We start from the raw sequence: 15651 nt of genomic DNA, 5'->3' as shown, positions 1-15651 counted from the left end.
TCCATCGGCTCGCAGCTTCGCTCCGCGCTTCCTCCCCACACTCGGTCGCCCTGATGCAGTTGCGCTTCGCTTCGTTCGCTGTGATCAACTTACGGGAGGACTTGCACCTCCGGGAGTGCGCCCATGCTGGGCGCACCATGAAAAAAGCCGGGGATGGCCCCCGGCTTGATCACGCCCTGCGGCGATCTCGAACTGCTTCAGTAGCGGGAGATCTGGCCGTTGTCGATGCGCACCCGGTCGCCGATGCGCAGATCGCCGGGCGACGGCACGTCGAAGGCACGATAGCCGCCGTTGTCGGTCTGCACCGAAACCCGGTAGGTTTCGTAGACGCGCGGTCCGTTGTTGTTGGCTTCGATGCTGTTGCCCAGCAGCGCGCCGCCGAGCACGCCCAGCGCCGTGGCCGCTGCGCGACCGGTGCCCCCGCCGAACTGGTTGCCGACCACGCCACCGACGACACCCCCTGCAATCGCGCCGCCGCCGGAGGTGGGCGCGCCGGCGGTCTGGCTGCGCATTACTTCGATGTTGGCCACAACCCCGTATTCAACGTAAGGCCCCTGCGCCGCCGGCTGGACGGGCTGATACGGATAGCGGGACGTTTGATAGACCGGCACCGGCGCCACGCACGCCGTCAGTGCGGAAAGCGCGAGCACCGAAGCGGTGACTGAAACAAGGCGGAACGAGATTTTCATGATGGAGTATTCCTCTAGGACACGGTGCGGCGCGAGGTTCAGGGTAAAGCGCCTGCATGTTCAACGCGCCAAGCGCCCATGGGATGACCTGTGACACATGCTGGAAGTTTCGATGCGAGGCCCGGGTCGGCAGTTCCGGACTTTACGCGTGGGCATGCATCGCGCGGCGCCGCAGGCGTCCGCCTGCATGGGCGCCGTTCACCGCAGTCACCGGACGCCCCCCATCAGCAGTCGTTGAATGCGTTCGCCCCATCTGGCCAGCGGGCTGCGCCTGCGTGTCGCCGCGTAAAGCTCGCGCTCGCGCTGGAGCGAGGCTGCGAGGGCCTGGAGGTTGCGCGTGTTCCGCTTCCACAAGGCGTCGATCACGAAGTGGCCTGCGTTCGCCGCTTCGTAGTGGGGAATGATCTTGATCTGCTCGGCGCCCATGCCATGCAGCAGGGAAGCCCGCGTGGCCGCCAGCTTCATGGCATCGCCCTGGCCGTGGATGACCCGGTTCAGCCAGATGCTGATCGCAAGAACGTCGGGGTACTGCTCGGCGACGAAGGCCACCACCTCGACCAGCATGAGCTTGCGCACGCGCCGATTCTCCTTGACGACGATATCGGTGGAGGTGAACTGCTCGAGATGGATCTCGCTGCCACCCCGCCTCACGACGACCTGCTCGACCGTGCCGATGTGTGTGTCGTCCTCATAGACATACATCGGTTCTCCAAGACGGTAGGGCGTCCACTGCGGACCGCCAACATGAAGAATCCTGGACGTCATGGTTGCTGCAGCGACGGCGCCGGCACCAGCCGTGTATGGCCGAATCGGAGATCGCCGTCGTCCGAAAAGAGAAATGGATTGATGGGGTCGATATATGATTCTTGCGCATGAACGTGACATTGCGCCAGCTTCGCGTCTTCCGGGCCGTTGCCGAGGGGCGCAACTTCAGCCGGGCGGGAGAACAGGTCGGCCTGAGTCAGCCAGCAGTCAGCCGCTCGATCCTCGAACTCGAGGCGCACCTGGGCCTGAAGCTGCTCGACCGGACCACGCGGGAGGTCGCGCTGACGGAGGCCGGCCAGTCGCTGGCCATCCGGCTCGACCGCTTGCTCGACGAGCTCGACCAGGCACTCGGCGAGGTTCACGACATGGCCGGCGCAAGGCGCGGCAAGGTGCGTGTCGCGAGCAGTCCCACACTGTCGGCCAACCTCATGCCGGCCTGCATCGCCTTGTGCGCGCAGCGTGAGCCCGCGATCGAGTTCATGCTGCTCGACCGCATCCAGCAGGACGTGCTCGACAGCGTCAGGGCGGGCGAAGTGGATTTCGGCGTCGTGGTGGAACCGCCTTCGGCGGAAGACCTGCTGTGCGAAACCATCCTGCACGATCCTTTTTGCGTGGTGATGCAGCCGACCCACCCGCTGGCCACGCGCAAGACGGTGCGCTGGGCGGCGCTCGACGGCGCGCCCCTCGTCCTTCTCGACCATGCCTCCGGCAGCAGGCGCCTGATCGACCAGGCGCTCGAAGTGCACGGCGCCCACTGCGAGGTGCTGCAGCAGGTCGGCCATCCGACGACGGCTTTCCGGATGGTCGAGGCCGGCATCGGCATCAGCGTAATGCCGGCGCTGGCCGTCCCTCCCGCGGGCGCCGAGCCGCTCGTGGTGCGCCCCCTCGTTCCCAGGGTGGAGCGCGCGATCATGCTGGTGCATCGCCGCAACCGCGCGCCCTCGCCGCTGGCGCAGCGGGTATGGCGGCTGATCCGCGAGACCGCGATCGAGCCGCAGGCGCCGGCCTGAGACGCCCGTGCATGCATCACCGGCAGTCTGGACATCGATAACCCTCCGGTCCCCGTCCGAGCGGCATTAGCCGACCAAGGCTCAGCCGGTGGAACCGAAGCCGCCCGCACCCCGATCGCTCGATCCAGAGAAAGCCTTGACGACCGTGAAGCCAGGCCGAAGGATCGGCACGAACATCATCTGCGCGATGCGCTCGCCGGGCTCGATGCGAAGGGGCTCGCTGCCGGCCGGATTGCGGTTCCAGACGCTCACCATCACCGGGCCCGTGTAATCCGCATCGATGATGCCCACGGAATTGCCGAGGACGAGCCCGCGCTTGTGACCCGAGCCCGAGCGCGGCGCGATGACGGCGGCGATGGAGGGGTCGGCAATGTGCATCGCGAAACCGGCAGGGATGAGGACCGCGGGACTGCCGGCTTCAATCAGCACAACGGTGTCGATGCACGCATGCAGGTCGACGGCGGCGGCCATCGGCGACTGGTACTGGGGCAGGCCCCACTCCTTGAGCCTCGGGTCGAGGACGACGAGTTCGATGGGGAGGGCAGCAGCGAGGGAGCTTTGGGTATCTGAAGTCATTGGATGTGTCGAATCGGTTCTTCTCAAGCGCTCATGGGCCGCGTTTCTGGCGTTGCTTCCTGGCCTCTTCGTCGACCCACTGGCGCCAGTTCGCCATGCCGGGCGGCAGCGCCCAGCGCCGCAGGCGGTAGCCCAGCCAGACACCGAACGCAAGAAGCGCGATCACCATGCCTGCAGGCGCGCCGAAGCTCAGCAGCAACACGAGCGCGGCCACCCACACGATGGCGAGCAGCTTGGCCAGGTTGTGTGCCACGCCGTTGCCGAGCGCGCCCGGCATGCCGGGGCGCGGCTCGCCATTGGACTGCATGCGCCGACGCGTCGCGGCCGCGGCGTCCGTGACCGCGTCATGCGGCTCCGAAGATGGCGTCATGCCGACGTCCAGGCCGTGCTCACCCTCCTGCTGACCGCGCCCGGGCAGCGCGGCCTGCGCCGAAAGGCGCTCCACGTAGCTGGCGAAGTCGCCGTCGGGTGGCGTGTTCCATTGCTGGTTCATCGTTTCCTCCTCGCGGGCAGGCGCACCGCGATTTCAGCCATCAGCTCGCGCGCCAGCGTGAGCTTGGGCGCGCGCGGCAATTCGCGCACGCCCTTCGCGTCGACCAGGAGCAGACTGTTTTCGTCCTGACCGAAGGTCAAGGGCCCGATGTTGCCGACCAGGAGAGGAATGCCCTTGCGCTCCCGCTTCGCCTTCGCATGCTCGACCAGGTTCTCGCTCTCGGCGGCAAAGCCCACGCAGAACAGCTGGCCGCCCTTGGCGCGATCGCCCTGGGCGACCGTCAGCAGGATGTCCTGGTTCTCGACGAAGTGCAGCACCGGCGGCTGGCCGCTGCCGTCTTTCTTGATCTTCTGTTCGCTGGGAGAGGCCGGTCGCCAATCGGCCACCGCGGCCGTGGCGATGAAGACCGTCGCAGCCTGCACCGATCGCACGGTGGCCTGAAGCATTTCCTCGGCCGAGCGCACGTCGACGCGGTTCACGCCGCGCGGCGTGGGCAGGTGCACCGGCCCGGCCACCAGCGTGACCTCCGCGCCCGCCTCGCGCGCCGCGCGCGCGATGGCGAAGCCCATCTTCCCGGACGAATGATTGGTGATGCCGCGAATCGGGTCCAGCGCTTCGAAGGTCGGGCCGGCCGTGATGACCACATGCTGGCCCACGAGCACCTTGGGCTGGAAGTGCGCCACGATCTCCTCGAGCAACTGCGCGGCCTCGAGCATGCGGCCGTCGCCGGTCTCGCCGCAGGCCTGCCAGCCGTTGCCCACGCCCAGCACGCGGGCGCCGTCGGCATCGACCTGGCGCAGGTTGCGCTGGGTGGCGGGGTGGCTCCACATCTCCCGGTTCATGGCCGGCGCGATCAGCAGGGGCACACGGTCCATCGGGCGGGCCAGGCACAGCAGGCTCAGCAGCTCGTCGGAGCGCCCCTGCACCAGCCGGGCGATGAAGTCGGCACTGGCGGGGGCGAGGACGATCGCATCGGCCTCGCGGCTGAGGTTGATGTGCGGCATGTTGTTGTGCTCGCGCGCATCCCATTGCGAGGTGTAGACGGGCCGGTCCGACAGCGCCTGCATCGTGGTGGGCGTGATGAATTGCGTGGCGGCCTCGGTCATCACCACTTGCACGGTGGCGCCCGCTTTCACCAGCAACCGGCAAAGCTCGGCCGATTTGTAGCAGGCGATGCCCCCTGTGAGGCCCAGAACGATGTGTTTAGCCGCGAGATCTTGCATGGCCGGCAGTGTAAAGGGGCAAGAGGCCACACCTATAATCCCTATTTCCCACTGCCCGGATCTGAGTCCGGAACATGGCATGACCAAATTCGTCTTCGTCACCGGCGGTGTGGTGTCTTCCCTCGGCAAGGGAATCGCCTCCGCCTCGCTCGCCGCGCTCCTCGAATCGCGCGGCATCAAAGTCACCCTCATCAAGCTGGACCCCTACATCAACGTCGACCCCGGCACGATGTCTCCCTTCCAGCACGGCGAAGTCTTCGTTACCGACGATGGCGCAGAGACCGACCTCGATCTCGGCCACTACGAGCGCTTCATCACGACGCGCATGCGCCGCGCCAACAACTTCACCACCGGCCAGATCTACAAGTCCGTGCTCGAGAAGGAGCGCCGCGGCGACTACCTCGGCAAGACGGTCCAGGTGATTCCTCATATCACCAACGAGATCCAGGAATACATCAAGCGTGGCGCCGGCATCGGCACGGCGCATGAGGTCGACGTCGCCATCGTCGAGATCGGCGGCACCGTCGGCGACATCGAATCTCTGCCCTTCCTCGAAGCCGTGCGCCAGATGAGCCTGCGCATGGGCCCCAACAACTCGGCCTTCGTGCACCTGAGCTATGTGCCCTGGATCGCCGCGGCCGGCGAGCTCAAGACCAAGCCGACACAGCACACCGCCAAGGAGCTGCGCGCCATCGGCATCCAGGCGGATGCCCTGCTCTGTCGCGCCGACCGGCCCATTCCGGACGACGAGCGCGCCAAGATCTCCCTCTTCTCGAACGTGCCCGAATGGGGCGTGATCTCGATGTGGGACGTCGACACCATCTACAAGGTCCCGCGCATGCTGCACGAGCAGGGTCTCGACGGCCTGATCTGCGACAAGCTGCGCATCAACACGCCGCCGGCCAAGCTCCAGCGCTGGGATGACCTGGTCTACGAGGTCGAGCACCCGCAGAAGGAAGTGACCATCGCGATGGTCGGCAAGTACGTGGACCTGTCCGACAGCTACAAGTCGCTGAACGAGGCCCTGCGCCACGCCGGCATGAAGAACCACGCGCGGGTGAAGATCGACTACGTCGACTCCGAGACCATCACGCCGGCGGATGTGGCCCGGCTCGCCAAGTACGATGCGATCCTGGTGCCCGGCGGCTTCGGCCAGCGCGGCGTCGAGGGCAAGATCGCGGCGGCGCGCTTCGCCCGCGAAACCAAGGTTCCCTATCTCGGCATCTGCCTGGGCATGCAGGTTGCGACCATCGAGTACGCCCGCAATGTCGCCGGCCTGAAGAACGCCAACAGCACGGAGTTCGATCCGGAAACACCCTGCCCCGTGATCGCGCTGATCACCGAGTGGAAGGACAACGACGGCACGGTGAAGACCCGCGACGAGAAGTCCGACCTCGGCGGCACCATGCGCCTGGGAGCGCAAAGCTCCGACGTGACGCCGGGCACCCTCGCCCACAGCATCTATGGCGACGTCGTGACCGAGCGCCACCGCCACCGCTATGAAGCCAACGTCCATTACCTCGACGAGTTGCGCCGCGCGGGCCTGGTGATATCGGCGCTGACCCAGCGCGAGCACCTCACGGAAATCGTCGAATTGCCGCAGAACGTGCATCCCTGGTTCATGGGCGTGCAGTTCCACCCCGAATTCAAGTCCACGCCCTGGGGTGGTCATCCGTTGTTCAATGCATTCATCAGGGCGGCACTCGAACATCAGGTCGCGGACAAGAAGGCATTGAAGGTGGTTGCGTGAAGCTTTGCGGATTCGACATCGGGGCGGACAAGCCCCTCTTCCTGATCGCGGGTCCCTGCGTCGTCGAATCCGAGCAGCTGCAGATGGATACGGCCGGCACACTGAAGGAAGTCACCGCCGCGCTCGGCATCCCCTTCATCTTCAAGAGCAGCTTCGACAAGGCCAACCGCACCTCCGGCACGAGCTTTCGCGGCCCGGGGCGCGACAAGGGCCTGGAGATCCTGGCCAAGATCAAGCGTGAACTGGGCCTGCCGGTGCTGACCGACGTGCATACCGAGGAAGACATCGGCGCCGCCGCGCGGGTCGTCGATGTGCTGCAGACGCCCGCCTTCCTGTGCCGTCAGACCGATTTCATCCGCGCCGCCGCGCAGTCGGGCAAGCCCGTCAACATCAAGAAGGGCCAGTTCCTCGCGCCGCAGGACATGAAGAACGTGATCGACAAGGCCCGGGCGGCGGCCATCGAAAAGGGCCTGCCCGAAGACAGCTTCATGGCCTGCGAGCGCGGCGCGAGCTTCGGCTACAACAACCTGGTGTCGGACATGCGTTCGCTGGCGATCATGCGCGAGACCGGCGCACCGGTCGTGTTCGACGCCACGCACTCGGTGCAGCTGCCGGGCGGCCAGGGCACGAGTTCCGGCGGCCAGCGCGAAATGGTGCCGGTGCTCTCGCGCGCGGCCGTCGCCGTGGGTGTGGCGGGCCTCTTCATGGAAACGCACCCCGACCCCGCCAAGGCATTGAGCGACGGCCCCAACGCCGTGCCGCTCAAGCACATGAAGGCGCTGCTCGAGACGCTGCTGGCGCTCGATGCCGCCACCAAGAAAACCGCTTATCTCGAGGAGTCCTTTCAAGCATGAGCAGCGCCTACATCATCGCCGACGTCACCGTCACGAACCCGACGCAGTACGAGGACTACAAGAAGTGGTCCACCGAAGCCATCGCGCTGCACGGCGCGCAGATCTGCGTGCGTGGCGGCAAGGTCGAGGTGCTCGAAGGCGAGTGGAACCCGCAGCGCATCGTGCTGCTCAAGTTCCCGAGCGTCGAGGCCGCGAAGAAATTCAGTGATTCACCCGAATACGGCAAGGCGCGCGCGTCTCGCCAGGGCGCGGCGATCATGCGCATGATCGTCGTCGAAGGTCTTTGATCCGTTTTTTTCAGAAAGAGAAAAGATGAGTGCAATCGTTGACATCGTCGGGCGTGAAATCCTCGACAGCCGCGGCAACCCCACTGTCGAATGCGACGTGCTCCTGGAGTCCGGCACCATGGGCCGCGCGGCCGTGCCCTCGGGTGCGTCGACCGGATCGCGCGAAGCGATCGAGCTGCGCGACGGCGACAAGAGCCGCTACCTGGGCAAAGGCGTACTCAAGGCGGTGGAGAACATCAACACCGAAATCTCCGAGTCCGTGCTGGGCCTGGACGCGAGCGAGCAGGCCTTCCTCGACCGCACGCTGAACGACCTCGACGGCACCGACAACAAGGCGCGCCTGGGCGCCAACGCCACGCTGGCCGTGTCGATGGCCGTGGCCCGCGCGGCGGCCGAAGAGTCCGGCCTGCCGCTGTACCGCTACTTCGGCGGCATGGGCGGCATGCAGCTGCCGGTGCCGATGATGAACGTCATCAACGGTGGCGCCCACGCCAACAACAGCCTGGACCTGCAGGAATTCATGATCATCCCCGTGGGCGCGAAGAGCTTCCGCGAGGCCGTGCGCTATGGCGCCGAAGTGTTCCATGCGCTCAAGAAGATCCTGGGCGACCGCGGCATCAGCACGGCGGTGGGCGACGAAGGCGGCTTCGCGCCGAGCGTCGAGAGCCACGAAGCGGCCATCCAGCTGATCCTGGAAGCGATCGACAAGGCCGGCTACACGGCGGGCGAGCAGATCGCGCTGGGCCTGGACTGCGCGGCCAGCGAGTTCTACAAGGACGGCAAGTACGTGCTCGCCGGCGAGAACCTCAGCCTCACGGCCGAGAGCTGGACCGACATGCTCGCGACCTGGGTCGACAAGTACCCCATCATCAGCATCGAAGACGGCATGCACGAAGGCGACTGGGACGGCTGGAAGCACCTGACCGAACGTCTGGGCAAGCGCGTGCAACTGGTGGGCGACGACCTCTTCGTGACCAACACGAAGATCCTGCAGGAAGGCATCGACAAGGGCATCGCCAACTCGATCCTGATCAAGATCAACCAGATCGGCACGCTGACCGAAACCTTCGCGGCCATCGAAATGGCCAAGCGCGCGGGCTACACCGCCGTCATCAGCCATCGCTCGGGCGAGACCGAGGACAGCACGATCGCCGACATCGCCGTGGGCACCAACGCGGGCCAGATCAAGACCGGCTCGCTCTCGCGCTCGGACCGCATCGCCAAGTACAACCAGCTGCTGCGCATCGAGGAAGACCTCGGCGACGTCGCCAGCTACCCGGGCCGCGCTGCCTTCTACAACCTCCGCTGATCCGCAAGGCGAGGCGCCGTGCGCTCACGCATCGTTCCGGTCATCCTGGTCCTCCTGCTGCTGCTCGTCCAGTGGCAGCTCTGGACCGGGCGGGGGAGCGTGCGCGACGTGGCGCAGCTCCAGGAAAAGCTGGCCGAGCAGAAGGAGGCCAATGCCAAGGCCGCCTTGAACAACGAGCGGCTGGCCTCCGAGGTCAACGACCTCAAGGAAGGCCTGGAAATGGTCGAGGAGCGTGCGCGGCAGGAGCTCGGCATGGTGAAGCCGAACGAAGTGTTCGTGCAGATCACGCACTGAATGGCTCTTCCCCTTCTGGCGACATGACGCCCGCGCTCCCGACCGGCTGCATCATCGCGCTGCTCGGCGCCGAAGGCACCGGCAAGACCGAACTGGCGCGCGCGCTCGCCGCGCGGCTCGTGCAACGCGGCATCGCCGCGACCCTGGTGTCCGATGACGACGGCGAGCAGACACGCCGCATTGCATCGGCGGCCGAAAGCGGCGTTGTCGTGGCCGACGGCACGGCGCTCATGGGTGCGGTCCGCCATGATCTGCTCTTCGGCGATGCATCACTCTATGACGATGCCCTGGCCGCGCAGCGCGGCTATGCGCTGACCCTGCTGTTGGCGCTCGACCTGCCCGGCGCCGCTGACCGAGGACAAGAGCCATCACCGGGGCGCGAGCGCACGGACGCCCTGCTGCGCGCGGCACTCGCGCGCGGACAGGTCCCCTACGCCGTGATCCACGGCCGCGGGCCGGAACGGCTCGCCAATGCCTGGTGCGCGATCAATTCGAGAGCCGAAGCGGCGGAAGCGGCCGACAGGCAGCGCACGCCCGGCGGGGCGCGCACATGGTCCTGGCCCTGCGACAAGTGCTCCGATCCGGCGTGCGAGCACCGCCTGTTCAGCGACCTCGTGGCGCGGCGCGGGTAGCGCAAGCCCTTACCGGAGAATTCATGCCTCACGCGTCCCCTTCTGGAATTCGTGCCGCCATCTGCATGGTCTGGCTGTGCATCGTGGGCCCGTTCGCCTCCGCCGCGCCCGCCACCGCGACGATCGAGAACCACACCCGCCCTACCGCCTGCGCGGAAGAGGACAACGTCTCCCTCACGCTCAGCGGCAAGGGCATCTCTCGCTTCCGCGTCGAGGCGCTGCCGCCCCCCTACCTCGCATCCATCAGGAGGGACGTGACGGCGCCGGATTTCTCCAACTGCAATTTCGATGGCGGCGCGCATCCCACGGACCCGAGCTATGCCTTCACGCCGCGCCGCGTGGTGCTTCATGACGGCAGGAAGTGGCTGATCGTCGGCATGACGCTGCCCACGTTCTGGCGGCCGAACAAGGTGCCCGTGCAGGTGGCGGGACGCTGGGGCAACGATTTCCACCTGATCCAGGTCTTCGCGAAGAGGGGCAGGAAGAAGCCGCTCGAAGCGCTGGTGCTGTATCCGGCCGATGGCTATTGGCGCATCAAGCCGCTGCCCTTGCCCCGCTTCGGCGACGGCGTGTACGGCTCGTCCTTCCTCATGGGCCCGGTGGAGACGGACGGTCGGCCGGTGGTCAACATCTCGTCGATCATGATCCAGCCAGAGCCGCTGTCGATCCAGCTGCGCTTCGCCGACGGCGGACGCGCGGCAGTGAAAGTGGCCGAAATCAGCGAGAAGCGCACCGCGCTCGACGTCACGATGACACGCGCCACGCAGGAGAGCCGGCCCTTCGCGGTGTTGCGCTCGATGTATGTCGCGGCCGACAACGCGGACATGAGCGAGGTGGCGTGGCACACCTCGCCTTCATCGCCCGCGCAGTCGAAGCCCCTGCCGGAGGTCGCGAAACTCGAGGCGGCCCAAGTGCGCTTCGGCCGTTCGGTCGTGTCCCGCCACAACACCAGCGCGCCGGACATCCGCTTCAGCGGTTTCGAGACTTCGCGGCGCGACTGAGCTCGCGGCCTACTGGACGACCACGGTGCCCGGCATCTGGTCGCCCGGCGAGGTAAAGATCTGCGCGGCGTCGACCGCGTCGAAGCGGTATTGCTTGCCGCAGAAGTCGCAGCCGACTTCGATGTCGCCGCGCTCGGCGAGGATGCCTTCGGCTTCCTCCAACCCGAGACCGCGAATCATGTTGGCGACGCGCCCGCGGCCGCAGGTGCAAGCGAAATGCGGTCCCAGCAAGCCCGCCTGCGGCTCGAAGCGCAGCAGCTTCTCTTCCCAGAACAGCCGGCGCAGGATGGTGTCGACATCGAGCGTGAGCAGCTCCTCGCGCGTCAGGCTCGAGGCCAGGATCGAGATGCGGTTGTAGTCCTCGTTGCGGCCGATCTCGTCTTCATTGGCTTGATTGAAATCGCTGCCGGACGTGCCTTCGAGATTGGCCTCGCCCTTCACGGGCAGGCGCTGGATCAGCAGGCCCGCGGCCACCTGGTCGTCCGCGGCCAGCACCAGGGTGGTGTCGAGCTGCTCGCTTTGCAGCATGTAGTGCTGCAGCACGTCGCTCAGCTTGTCGAGCTTCTCGCCCCGGTCGCCGAAGAGCGGCACCACGCCCTGGTAGGGCTGCTGGCCGGGCAGCTTGTCCTTCGGGTCCAGCGTGATGGCGCAGCGCCCCTTGTTCTTCACGTTGACCATGGCGGGCAGGCGCGCATCGGCGGGGAGTTCGCCCACCACCTTGGCGGTGGCGCGGAGGCTCAGGTCGGGCTTGACCTCCGCGACTGCGATCTTGACCGGGCCATCGCCGAAGATCTGGAGGATGAGCGCGCCATTGAACTTGATGTTGGCCTGCATCAGCGTGGCGGCCGCCGTCATCTCGCCGAGCAGCTCGGCCACCGGCGGCGGATAGGCCCCGGTGCCGGTGTTCGACGCCCGCCGCGCCAGGATCTCCTGCCAGGCATCCGTCAGGCGCACGATCATGCCGCGCACCGGCAGGCCATCGAACAGGAACTTGTGCAACTCGCTCACTTGAGACTCGCTCTCCCGCCCCTTCAGGCGATCTTCTTCAGGCCCTTCGCGAAGCGATGGGCGTTTTCCACATAGTGCTCGGCGCTCTGCCGCAGCTTGGCGGCGGCGGCATCGTCGAGCGTGCGAACCACCTTGGCGGGCGAGCCGATGATGAGCGAGTTGTCCGGAAACTCCTTGCCTTCGGTCACGACGCTGCCGGCGCCAACGATCGAATTGCGGCCGATGCGGGCGTTATTCAAGACCACCGCCTGGATGCCGATCAGCGAGTTGTCACCGACCGTGCATCCGTGCAGCATGACCTGGTGGCCGACCGTCACGTTGTCGCCGATGGTCAGCGGGCAGCCCCGGTCGGAGTGCAGCACGGAAAGGTCCTGGATATTGCTGTTGCGCCCGATGGTGAGCGGCTCGTTGTCGCCGCGCAGCACGGCACCGAACCAGATGCTCGCGTTCTCGCCCAGCACGACATGGCCCATCACATCGGCGCTGTCGGCCACCCAAGCACCTTCACCCAGTTGCGGCGCAACACCGTCGATTTCATAGAGGGCCATCGCGGGAGTCTCCAAAGGTCGAAAAACTAGAATTGTAGGGATGCATCCCCGTCTAGGCGCCCTGGCCGCCCTGCGCCTTACCGATCCCGACCGCAAGCTGTCGGCCACGCGTGACCTGGCCGCCCGGCTCGAAGGCATGGCGCTGGAGACCGCACCCGTGCGCAGGGCCGGCGACGAAGACGGCGTGCCCGGCCGGCCCGATCGCCCGTTGCGCGTGTCGGCGACGGCCGTCGAGAAGCGCTCGCCCTTCACACCGGAAGGCCGGGCCGCACTCATCCACTCGATCTGCCACATCGAATTCAACGCCATCAACCTGGCGCTCGATGCCGCCTGGCGCTTCGACGGCATGCCCGAGGCCTACTACCGCGACTGGCTTCGCGTGGCCGACGAGGAGGCGCAGCACTTCACGCTGCTGCACGCGCACCTGCGCGGCATGGGCTACGGTTATGGCGACTTCACCGGCCACGACGGCCTGTGGAGCATGTGCGAGAAGACGCGGGACGACGTGCTCGCGCGCATGGCGCTCGTGCCCCGCACGTTGGAGGCCCGGGGCCTCGATGCGACACCCCTGATCCAGGCCAAGCTGCGGCGCGTGAACACGCCCGATGCCCTGGCCGCCTGCGCGATCCTCGACATCATCCTGCGCGACGAGGTGGGCCATGTCGCCATCGGCAACCGCTGGTACCGCTGGCTGTGCGATCGGCAGGGGCTCGACCCCATCGCGCACTACCGCGTGCTATACCGGCGCCACGAGGCGCCGCGGCTGCGCGCACCCTTCAATCTCGAAGCGCGCGCGCGGGCCGGCTTCACGGACGAAGAGCTGGACGCGCTGGGGCAGGAAGCCCGCTAGGCGAGTTTCCTCCGCGCCACCACCAGCTTGGGCGAGAAGCGCTGCACGACGTCGCCATGCTGGTTCATCGTCTCGCAGCGCATCTGCACCGTGCCGCGCTCGGGCCGCGAGCGCGAGGGGATGACCTCCAGAACCTCGCTCTCGACGTGCAGCACGTCGCCCGGCCGGGTCGGCTTGGGCCACTGCAACTCGCCGCCCGAACCGATGATGCCCTCGGCCAGGGGGATGCCGCTGGTCACGAGCAGCCGCATCGTGATCGCCGCCGTGTGCCAGCCGCTCGCGGCGAGCCCCTGGAAGAAGGTGCTCTTCGCCGCGTCAGAATCCAGGTGGAAGGGCTGCGGGTCGAAGCGCTGCGCGAAGTCGATGATCTGCGCCTCGTCCAGCGCATGCTCGCCGCTGACGAAGCGGTCGCCGGGCGACATGTCTTCCAGGTAGAGCATGCGTTGGAATCCTTCATCGGGCTGGGATTCAGACATGGTTGGGTCCTCCATCGGTAGAGCGGAGATTGTCATGCGCGCGCGCCTCAAACGCGTTCGAGCACCGTGGCGATACCCTGCCCGCCGCCGATACATTGCGTGGCCAGCGCATAGCGCCCGTTCTCGCGCACCAGCAATGCCGCGGCCTTGCCGGTGATGCGCGCGCCCGTGGCGCCGAGCGGATGGCCGATGGCCAGGCCGCCGCCATCGAGATTGACAGTCTCGGGGTCCAGACCCAGGTCGCGGATGCAGGCCAGGGCCTGCGAAGAGAAGGCCTCGTTGATTTCCACCACGTCCAGGTCCTTCACGCCCAGCCCGGCCCGCGCCAGCGCCTTGCGCGTGGCGGGAATCGGACCGATGCCCATCACGGCCGGGTCGACACCCACGGTGGCGAACGAGCGGATGCGCGCGAGCATCTGCAGGCCGTGCTTCGCGGCGAAGGCATCGCTCGCCACCAGCACGGCGGCCGCCCCATCGGTGAGCGGCGACGAGGTGCCGGCCGTCACCACGCCATCGGGCCGGAACGCGGGCCTCAGGCCGGCCAGCGCGTCGAGCGAGGTCGACGGGCGGATACAGCCGTCGGCCGAGACGAGCTCGCCAGACGCCGAGCGCACCGGAACGATCTCGGCCGCGAGGCGGCCTTGCTCGCGCGCCTGCGCGGCCTTGCGGTGCGACTGCACGGCCAGGGCCTCCTGGTCGGCCCGGCTGACCTTCCAGCGCTCGGCGACGTTCTCCGCCGTCTCGCCCATCGAGATGTAGGCATCGGTGCTCGCCTTCAGCTCGGGGTTGGGAGAAAAGTTGAAGCCGCCCTGCGGCACCATGCTCATCGACTCCACGCCCACGCACAAGAACGCCTCGCCCATGCCGGCTTCGATCTGCGCGGCGGCGATGTGAACGGCCTGCATCGACGAGCCGCAGAAGCGGTTGACCGTCATGCCCCCTACCTCATGCGGGAGCCCTGCGAGCAACCCGACGATGCGCGCGATGTTGTTGCCCTGGGCGGCTTCCGGATAGGCGCAGCCGAGGATGATGTCCTCGATCAGCGCCGGATCGAGATCGGTGCGCTCGAGCAGGCCGTTGACGACCTGCGCCGCCAGCGTGTCGGGCCGCAACTCGGCCAGCGCGCCCTTGCGGGCGAAGTGGAAGGGGGAGCGGGCATAGCCGGCGATGACTGCTTTCATGAGGGACTCCTTCGGTCTCTTGTGTTCAAAATTCCTACCAACCAATCGGTAGTTTCAGGGGTCAAAAATATTGCACGCGGGCGCGTGCATGGCGGGGGCGCGTCCTCAGTTCGTGATCGATTGCTTCAGCACCTCGATGGCCTCGTCGAAGTCTTCCACGCGACCGGTCATGCGCGCCGACAGCAAGGCGCCCTGGCAGGCCGCGAAGATGTAGGCGGCCAGTGTGCCGAGCGCGGCGGATGGCAGGCGCGCGGGCGCCAGCGCGCCGAGCACGCCTGTCAGCCAGAGGATCTGCGTGCTGCGAAGCTCGCGCACGGCCTGCTTCAATTCGTCGTTGATGCAATCCCAGCCCGGGGCCAGCGCGCCCGCGGGGCAGACGCCCTCGCCCGCATGCAGGCCGTTGCGGTACATGCGGAAATAGGCGTCCAGCGACTCTTGCGGCGTTCGCGCCTTGCGGACCGACCAGTCCTTGAAGCCCTGGATGGATTGGCGCAGCACCTCGACGCCCAGCGCTTCCTTGGTCGGAAAGTGGTGGTACAGGCTGGCCTTGCGAACGCCGACCTTGTTCGCCACGTCCTGGAAGCTGAAGCCGAGATAGGAGCGCGTCTGGATCAACTCGCGCGCCACCCCCAGGATCTGCTCGCGCGTGCTGGCTGCGAGGGCCGTTTCGGGGGCCGAGGGAACTGCTGTCATCTACCTACTATA

19 protein-coding genes are annotated in these 15651 nt (G+C 66.9%); 9 read left to right on the top strand and 10 right to left on the bottom strand.

Going from position 1 to position 15651, the window contains the following annotated elements:
- Window positions 1–197: 197 nt before the first annotated feature.
- Together AC1DNF_RS29510 and AC1DNF_RS29505 are read right to left on the bottom strand one after the other, a co-directional pair.
- Window positions 198–689, bottom strand: a complete 492-nt coding sequence (locus tag AC1DNF_RS29510; protein WP_478152210.1) for a glycine zipper 2TM domain-containing protein — start codon at window positions 687–689, stop codon at window positions 198–200.
- A gap of 207 nt (window positions 690–896) precedes the next feature.
- Window positions 897–1391 (bottom strand): hypothetical protein, encoded by a 495-nt coding sequence (locus tag AC1DNF_RS29505; protein WP_478152209.1) that lies wholly within the window; start codon window positions 1389–1391, stop codon window positions 897–899.
- 170 nt (window positions 1392–1561) lie between these two features.
- Here AC1DNF_RS29505 and AC1DNF_RS29500 point away from each other — a divergent pair, with 170 nt between their 5' ends.
- Window positions 1562–2464, top strand: a complete 903-nt coding sequence (locus tag AC1DNF_RS29500; RefSeq protein ID WP_478152208.1) for a LysR family transcriptional regulator — start codon at window positions 1562–1564, stop codon at window positions 2462–2464.
- Window positions 2465–2545: 81 nt separating this feature from the next.
- Here AC1DNF_RS29500 and dut read toward each other — a convergent pair whose 3' ends face one another.
- The 3 genes from dut to coaBC are packed head-to-tail and all read right to left on the bottom strand — an operon-like array spanning window position 2546 to window position 4756.
- Window positions 2546–3040: a dUTP diphosphatase gene (gene dut, locus AC1DNF_RS29495; protein WP_478152207.1), complete on the bottom strand. Its 495-nt coding sequence runs from the start codon at window positions 3038–3040 to the stop codon at window positions 2546–2548.
- A gap of 31 nt (window positions 3041–3071) precedes the next feature.
- Complete coding sequence (locus tag AC1DNF_RS29490) at window positions 3072–3533, bottom strand: hypothetical protein (RefSeq protein WP_478152206.1); 462 nt, start codon at window positions 3531–3533, stop codon at window positions 3072–3074.
- Window positions 3530–4756 carry a bifunctional phosphopantothenoylcysteine decarboxylase/phosphopantothenate--cysteine ligase CoaBC gene (coaBC, locus tag AC1DNF_RS29485; protein WP_478152205.1) on the bottom strand — a complete coding sequence of 409 codons (1227 nt, stop codon included), beginning with the start codon at window positions 4754–4756 and terminating at the stop codon, window positions 3530–3532. Before coaBC ends, AC1DNF_RS29490 begins: the two co-directional genes overlap by 4 nt.
- 79 nt (window positions 4757–4835) lie before the next feature.
- On the opposite strand from coaBC, the gene AC1DNF_RS29480 reads away from it, so the two are divergent.
- The 7 genes from AC1DNF_RS29480 to AC1DNF_RS29450 are packed head-to-tail and all read left to right on the top strand — an operon-like array spanning window position 4836 to window position 10883.
- A complete protein-coding gene (locus tag AC1DNF_RS29480) occupies window positions 4836–6506 on the top strand; it encodes a CTP synthase (RefSeq protein ID WP_478152204.1) in 1671 nt (556 codons plus the stop codon).
- Window positions 6503–7360: a 3-deoxy-8-phosphooctulonate synthase gene (kdsA, locus tag AC1DNF_RS29475; protein WP_478152203.1), complete on the top strand. Its 858-nt coding sequence runs from the start codon at window positions 6503–6505 to the stop codon at window positions 7358–7360. Before AC1DNF_RS29480 ends, kdsA begins: the two co-directional genes overlap by 4 nt.
- Window positions 7357–7647: a DUF1330 domain-containing protein gene (locus AC1DNF_RS29470; protein ID WP_478152202.1), complete on the top strand. Its 291-nt coding sequence runs from the start codon at window positions 7357–7359 to the stop codon at window positions 7645–7647. The genes kdsA and AC1DNF_RS29470 overlap by 4 nt, the downstream gene beginning before the upstream one ends.
- 25 nt (window positions 7648–7672) lie before the next feature.
- Window positions 7673–8956: a phosphopyruvate hydratase gene (eno, locus tag AC1DNF_RS29465; RefSeq protein WP_478152201.1), complete on the top strand. Its 1284-nt coding sequence runs from the start codon at window positions 7673–7675 to the stop codon at window positions 8954–8956.
- 18 nt (window positions 8957–8974) lie between these two features.
- Entirely contained in the window at window positions 8975–9250 is a 276-nt protein-coding gene (gene ftsB / locus AC1DNF_RS29460) for a cell division protein FtsB (RefSeq protein WP_478152200.1), read from the top strand.
- A gap of 23 nt (window positions 9251–9273) precedes the next feature.
- Window positions 9274–9882, top strand: a complete 609-nt coding sequence (locus AC1DNF_RS29455) for an ATPase (protein ID WP_478152199.1) — start codon at window positions 9274–9276, stop codon at window positions 9880–9882.
- 23 nt (window positions 9883–9905) lie between these two features.
- Window positions 9906–10883, top strand: a complete 978-nt coding sequence (locus AC1DNF_RS29450) for a hypothetical protein (RefSeq protein WP_478152198.1) — start codon at window positions 9906–9908, stop codon at window positions 10881–10883.
- Window positions 10884–10892: 9 nt separating this feature from the next.
- Here the strand turns inward: AC1DNF_RS29450 and hslO are convergent, their stop codons facing one another.
- Window positions 10893–11891, bottom strand: a complete 999-nt coding sequence (gene hslO, locus AC1DNF_RS29445; protein ID WP_478152197.1) for an Hsp33 family molecular chaperone HslO — start codon at window positions 11889–11891, stop codon at window positions 10893–10895.
- A gap of 23 nt (window positions 11892–11914) precedes the next feature.
- Window positions 11915–12439 (bottom strand): gamma carbonic anhydrase family protein, encoded by a 525-nt coding sequence (locus AC1DNF_RS29440; RefSeq protein ID WP_478152196.1) that lies wholly within the window; start codon window positions 12437–12439, stop codon window positions 11915–11917.
- Between the two features lie 40 nt (window positions 12440–12479).
- Between AC1DNF_RS29440 and AC1DNF_RS29435 the strand changes: the two genes are divergently transcribed.
- Complete coding sequence (locus AC1DNF_RS29435) at window positions 12480–13289, top strand: ferritin-like domain-containing protein (protein ID WP_478152195.1); 810 nt, start codon at window positions 12480–12482, stop codon at window positions 13287–13289.
- Here AC1DNF_RS29435 and AC1DNF_RS29430 read toward each other — a convergent pair.
- The 3 genes from AC1DNF_RS29430 to AC1DNF_RS29420 form a co-directional block, all read right to left on the bottom strand.
- The gene (locus tag AC1DNF_RS29430; RefSeq protein WP_478152194.1) at window positions 13286–13765 is read right to left on the bottom strand and encodes a MaoC family dehydratase; all 480 of its coding nucleotides are present in this window, start codon (window positions 13763–13765) and stop codon (window positions 13286–13288) included. The genes AC1DNF_RS29435 and AC1DNF_RS29430 overlap by 4 nt on opposite strands.
- Window positions 13766–13812: 47 nt before the next feature.
- Complete coding sequence (locus tag AC1DNF_RS29425) at window positions 13813–14946, bottom strand: thiolase family protein (RefSeq protein ID WP_478152193.1); 1134 nt, start codon at window positions 14944–14946, stop codon at window positions 13813–13815.
- Window positions 14947–15051: 105 nt separating this feature from the next.
- Window positions 15052–15639: a TetR/AcrR family transcriptional regulator gene (locus AC1DNF_RS29420; protein WP_478152192.1), complete on the bottom strand. Its 588-nt coding sequence runs from the start codon at window positions 15637–15639 to the stop codon at window positions 15052–15054.
- Between the last annotated feature and the right edge of the window lie 12 nt (window positions 15640–15651).

This window comes from Variovorax sp. 01T432, from assembly GCF_056398605.1.
The sequence above is the reverse complement of the archived record's forward strand: the minus strand, read 5'-3'. Positions and strand labels throughout refer to the sequence as shown.

Coding starts and splice junctions, on each gene's coding strand:
- AC1DNF_RS29510 (WP_478152210.1), bottom strand. CDS start 689: ATGAAAATCTCGTTCCGCCTTGTTTCAGTCACCGCTTCGGTGCTCGCG.
- AC1DNF_RS29505 (WP_478152209.1), bottom strand. CDS start 1,391: ATGTATGTCTATGAGGACGACACACACATCGGCACGGTCGAGCAGGTC.
- AC1DNF_RS29500 (WP_478152208.1), top strand. CDS start 1,562: ATGAACGTGACATTGCGCCAGCTTCGCGTCTTCCGGGCCGTTGCCGAG.
- dut (WP_478152207.1), bottom strand. CDS start 3,040: ATGACTTCAGATACCCAAAGCTCCCTCGCTGCTGCCCTCCCCATCGAA.
- AC1DNF_RS29490 (WP_478152206.1), bottom strand. CDS start 3,533: ATGAACCAGCAATGGAACACGCCACCCGACGGCGACTTCGCCAGCTAC.
- coaBC (WP_478152205.1), bottom strand. CDS start 4,756: ATGCAAGATCTCGCGGCTAAACACATCGTTCTGGGCCTCACAGGGGGC.
- AC1DNF_RS29480 (WP_478152204.1), top strand. CDS start 4,836: ATGACCAAATTCGTCTTCGTCACCGGCGGTGTGGTGTCTTCCCTCGGC.
- AC1DNF_RS29470 (WP_478152202.1), top strand. CDS start 7,357: ATGAGCAGCGCCTACATCATCGCCGACGTCACCGTCACGAACCCGACG.
- eno (WP_478152201.1), top strand. CDS start 7,673: ATGAGTGCAATCGTTGACATCGTCGGGCGTGAAATCCTCGACAGCCGC.
- AC1DNF_RS29455 (WP_478152199.1), top strand. CDS start 9,274: ATGACGCCCGCGCTCCCGACCGGCTGCATCATCGCGCTGCTCGGCGCC.
- AC1DNF_RS29450 (WP_478152198.1), top strand. CDS start 9,906: ATGCCTCACGCGTCCCCTTCTGGAATTCGTGCCGCCATCTGCATGGTC.
- AC1DNF_RS29440 (WP_478152196.1), bottom strand. CDS start 12,439: ATGGCCCTCTATGAAATCGACGGTGTTGCGCCGCAACTGGGTGAAGGT.
- AC1DNF_RS29435 (WP_478152195.1), top strand. CDS start 12,480: ATGCATCCCCGTCTAGGCGCCCTGGCCGCCCTGCGCCTTACCGATCCC.
- AC1DNF_RS29430 (WP_478152194.1), bottom strand. CDS start 13,765: ATGTCTGAATCCCAGCCCGATGAAGGATTCCAACGCATGCTCTACCTG.
- AC1DNF_RS29425 (WP_478152193.1), bottom strand. CDS start 14,946: ATGAAAGCAGTCATCGCCGGCTATGCCCGCTCCCCCTTCCACTTCGCC.
- AC1DNF_RS29420 (WP_478152192.1), bottom strand. CDS start 15,639: ATGACAGCAGTTCCCTCGGCCCCCGAAACGGCCCTCGCAGCCAGCACG.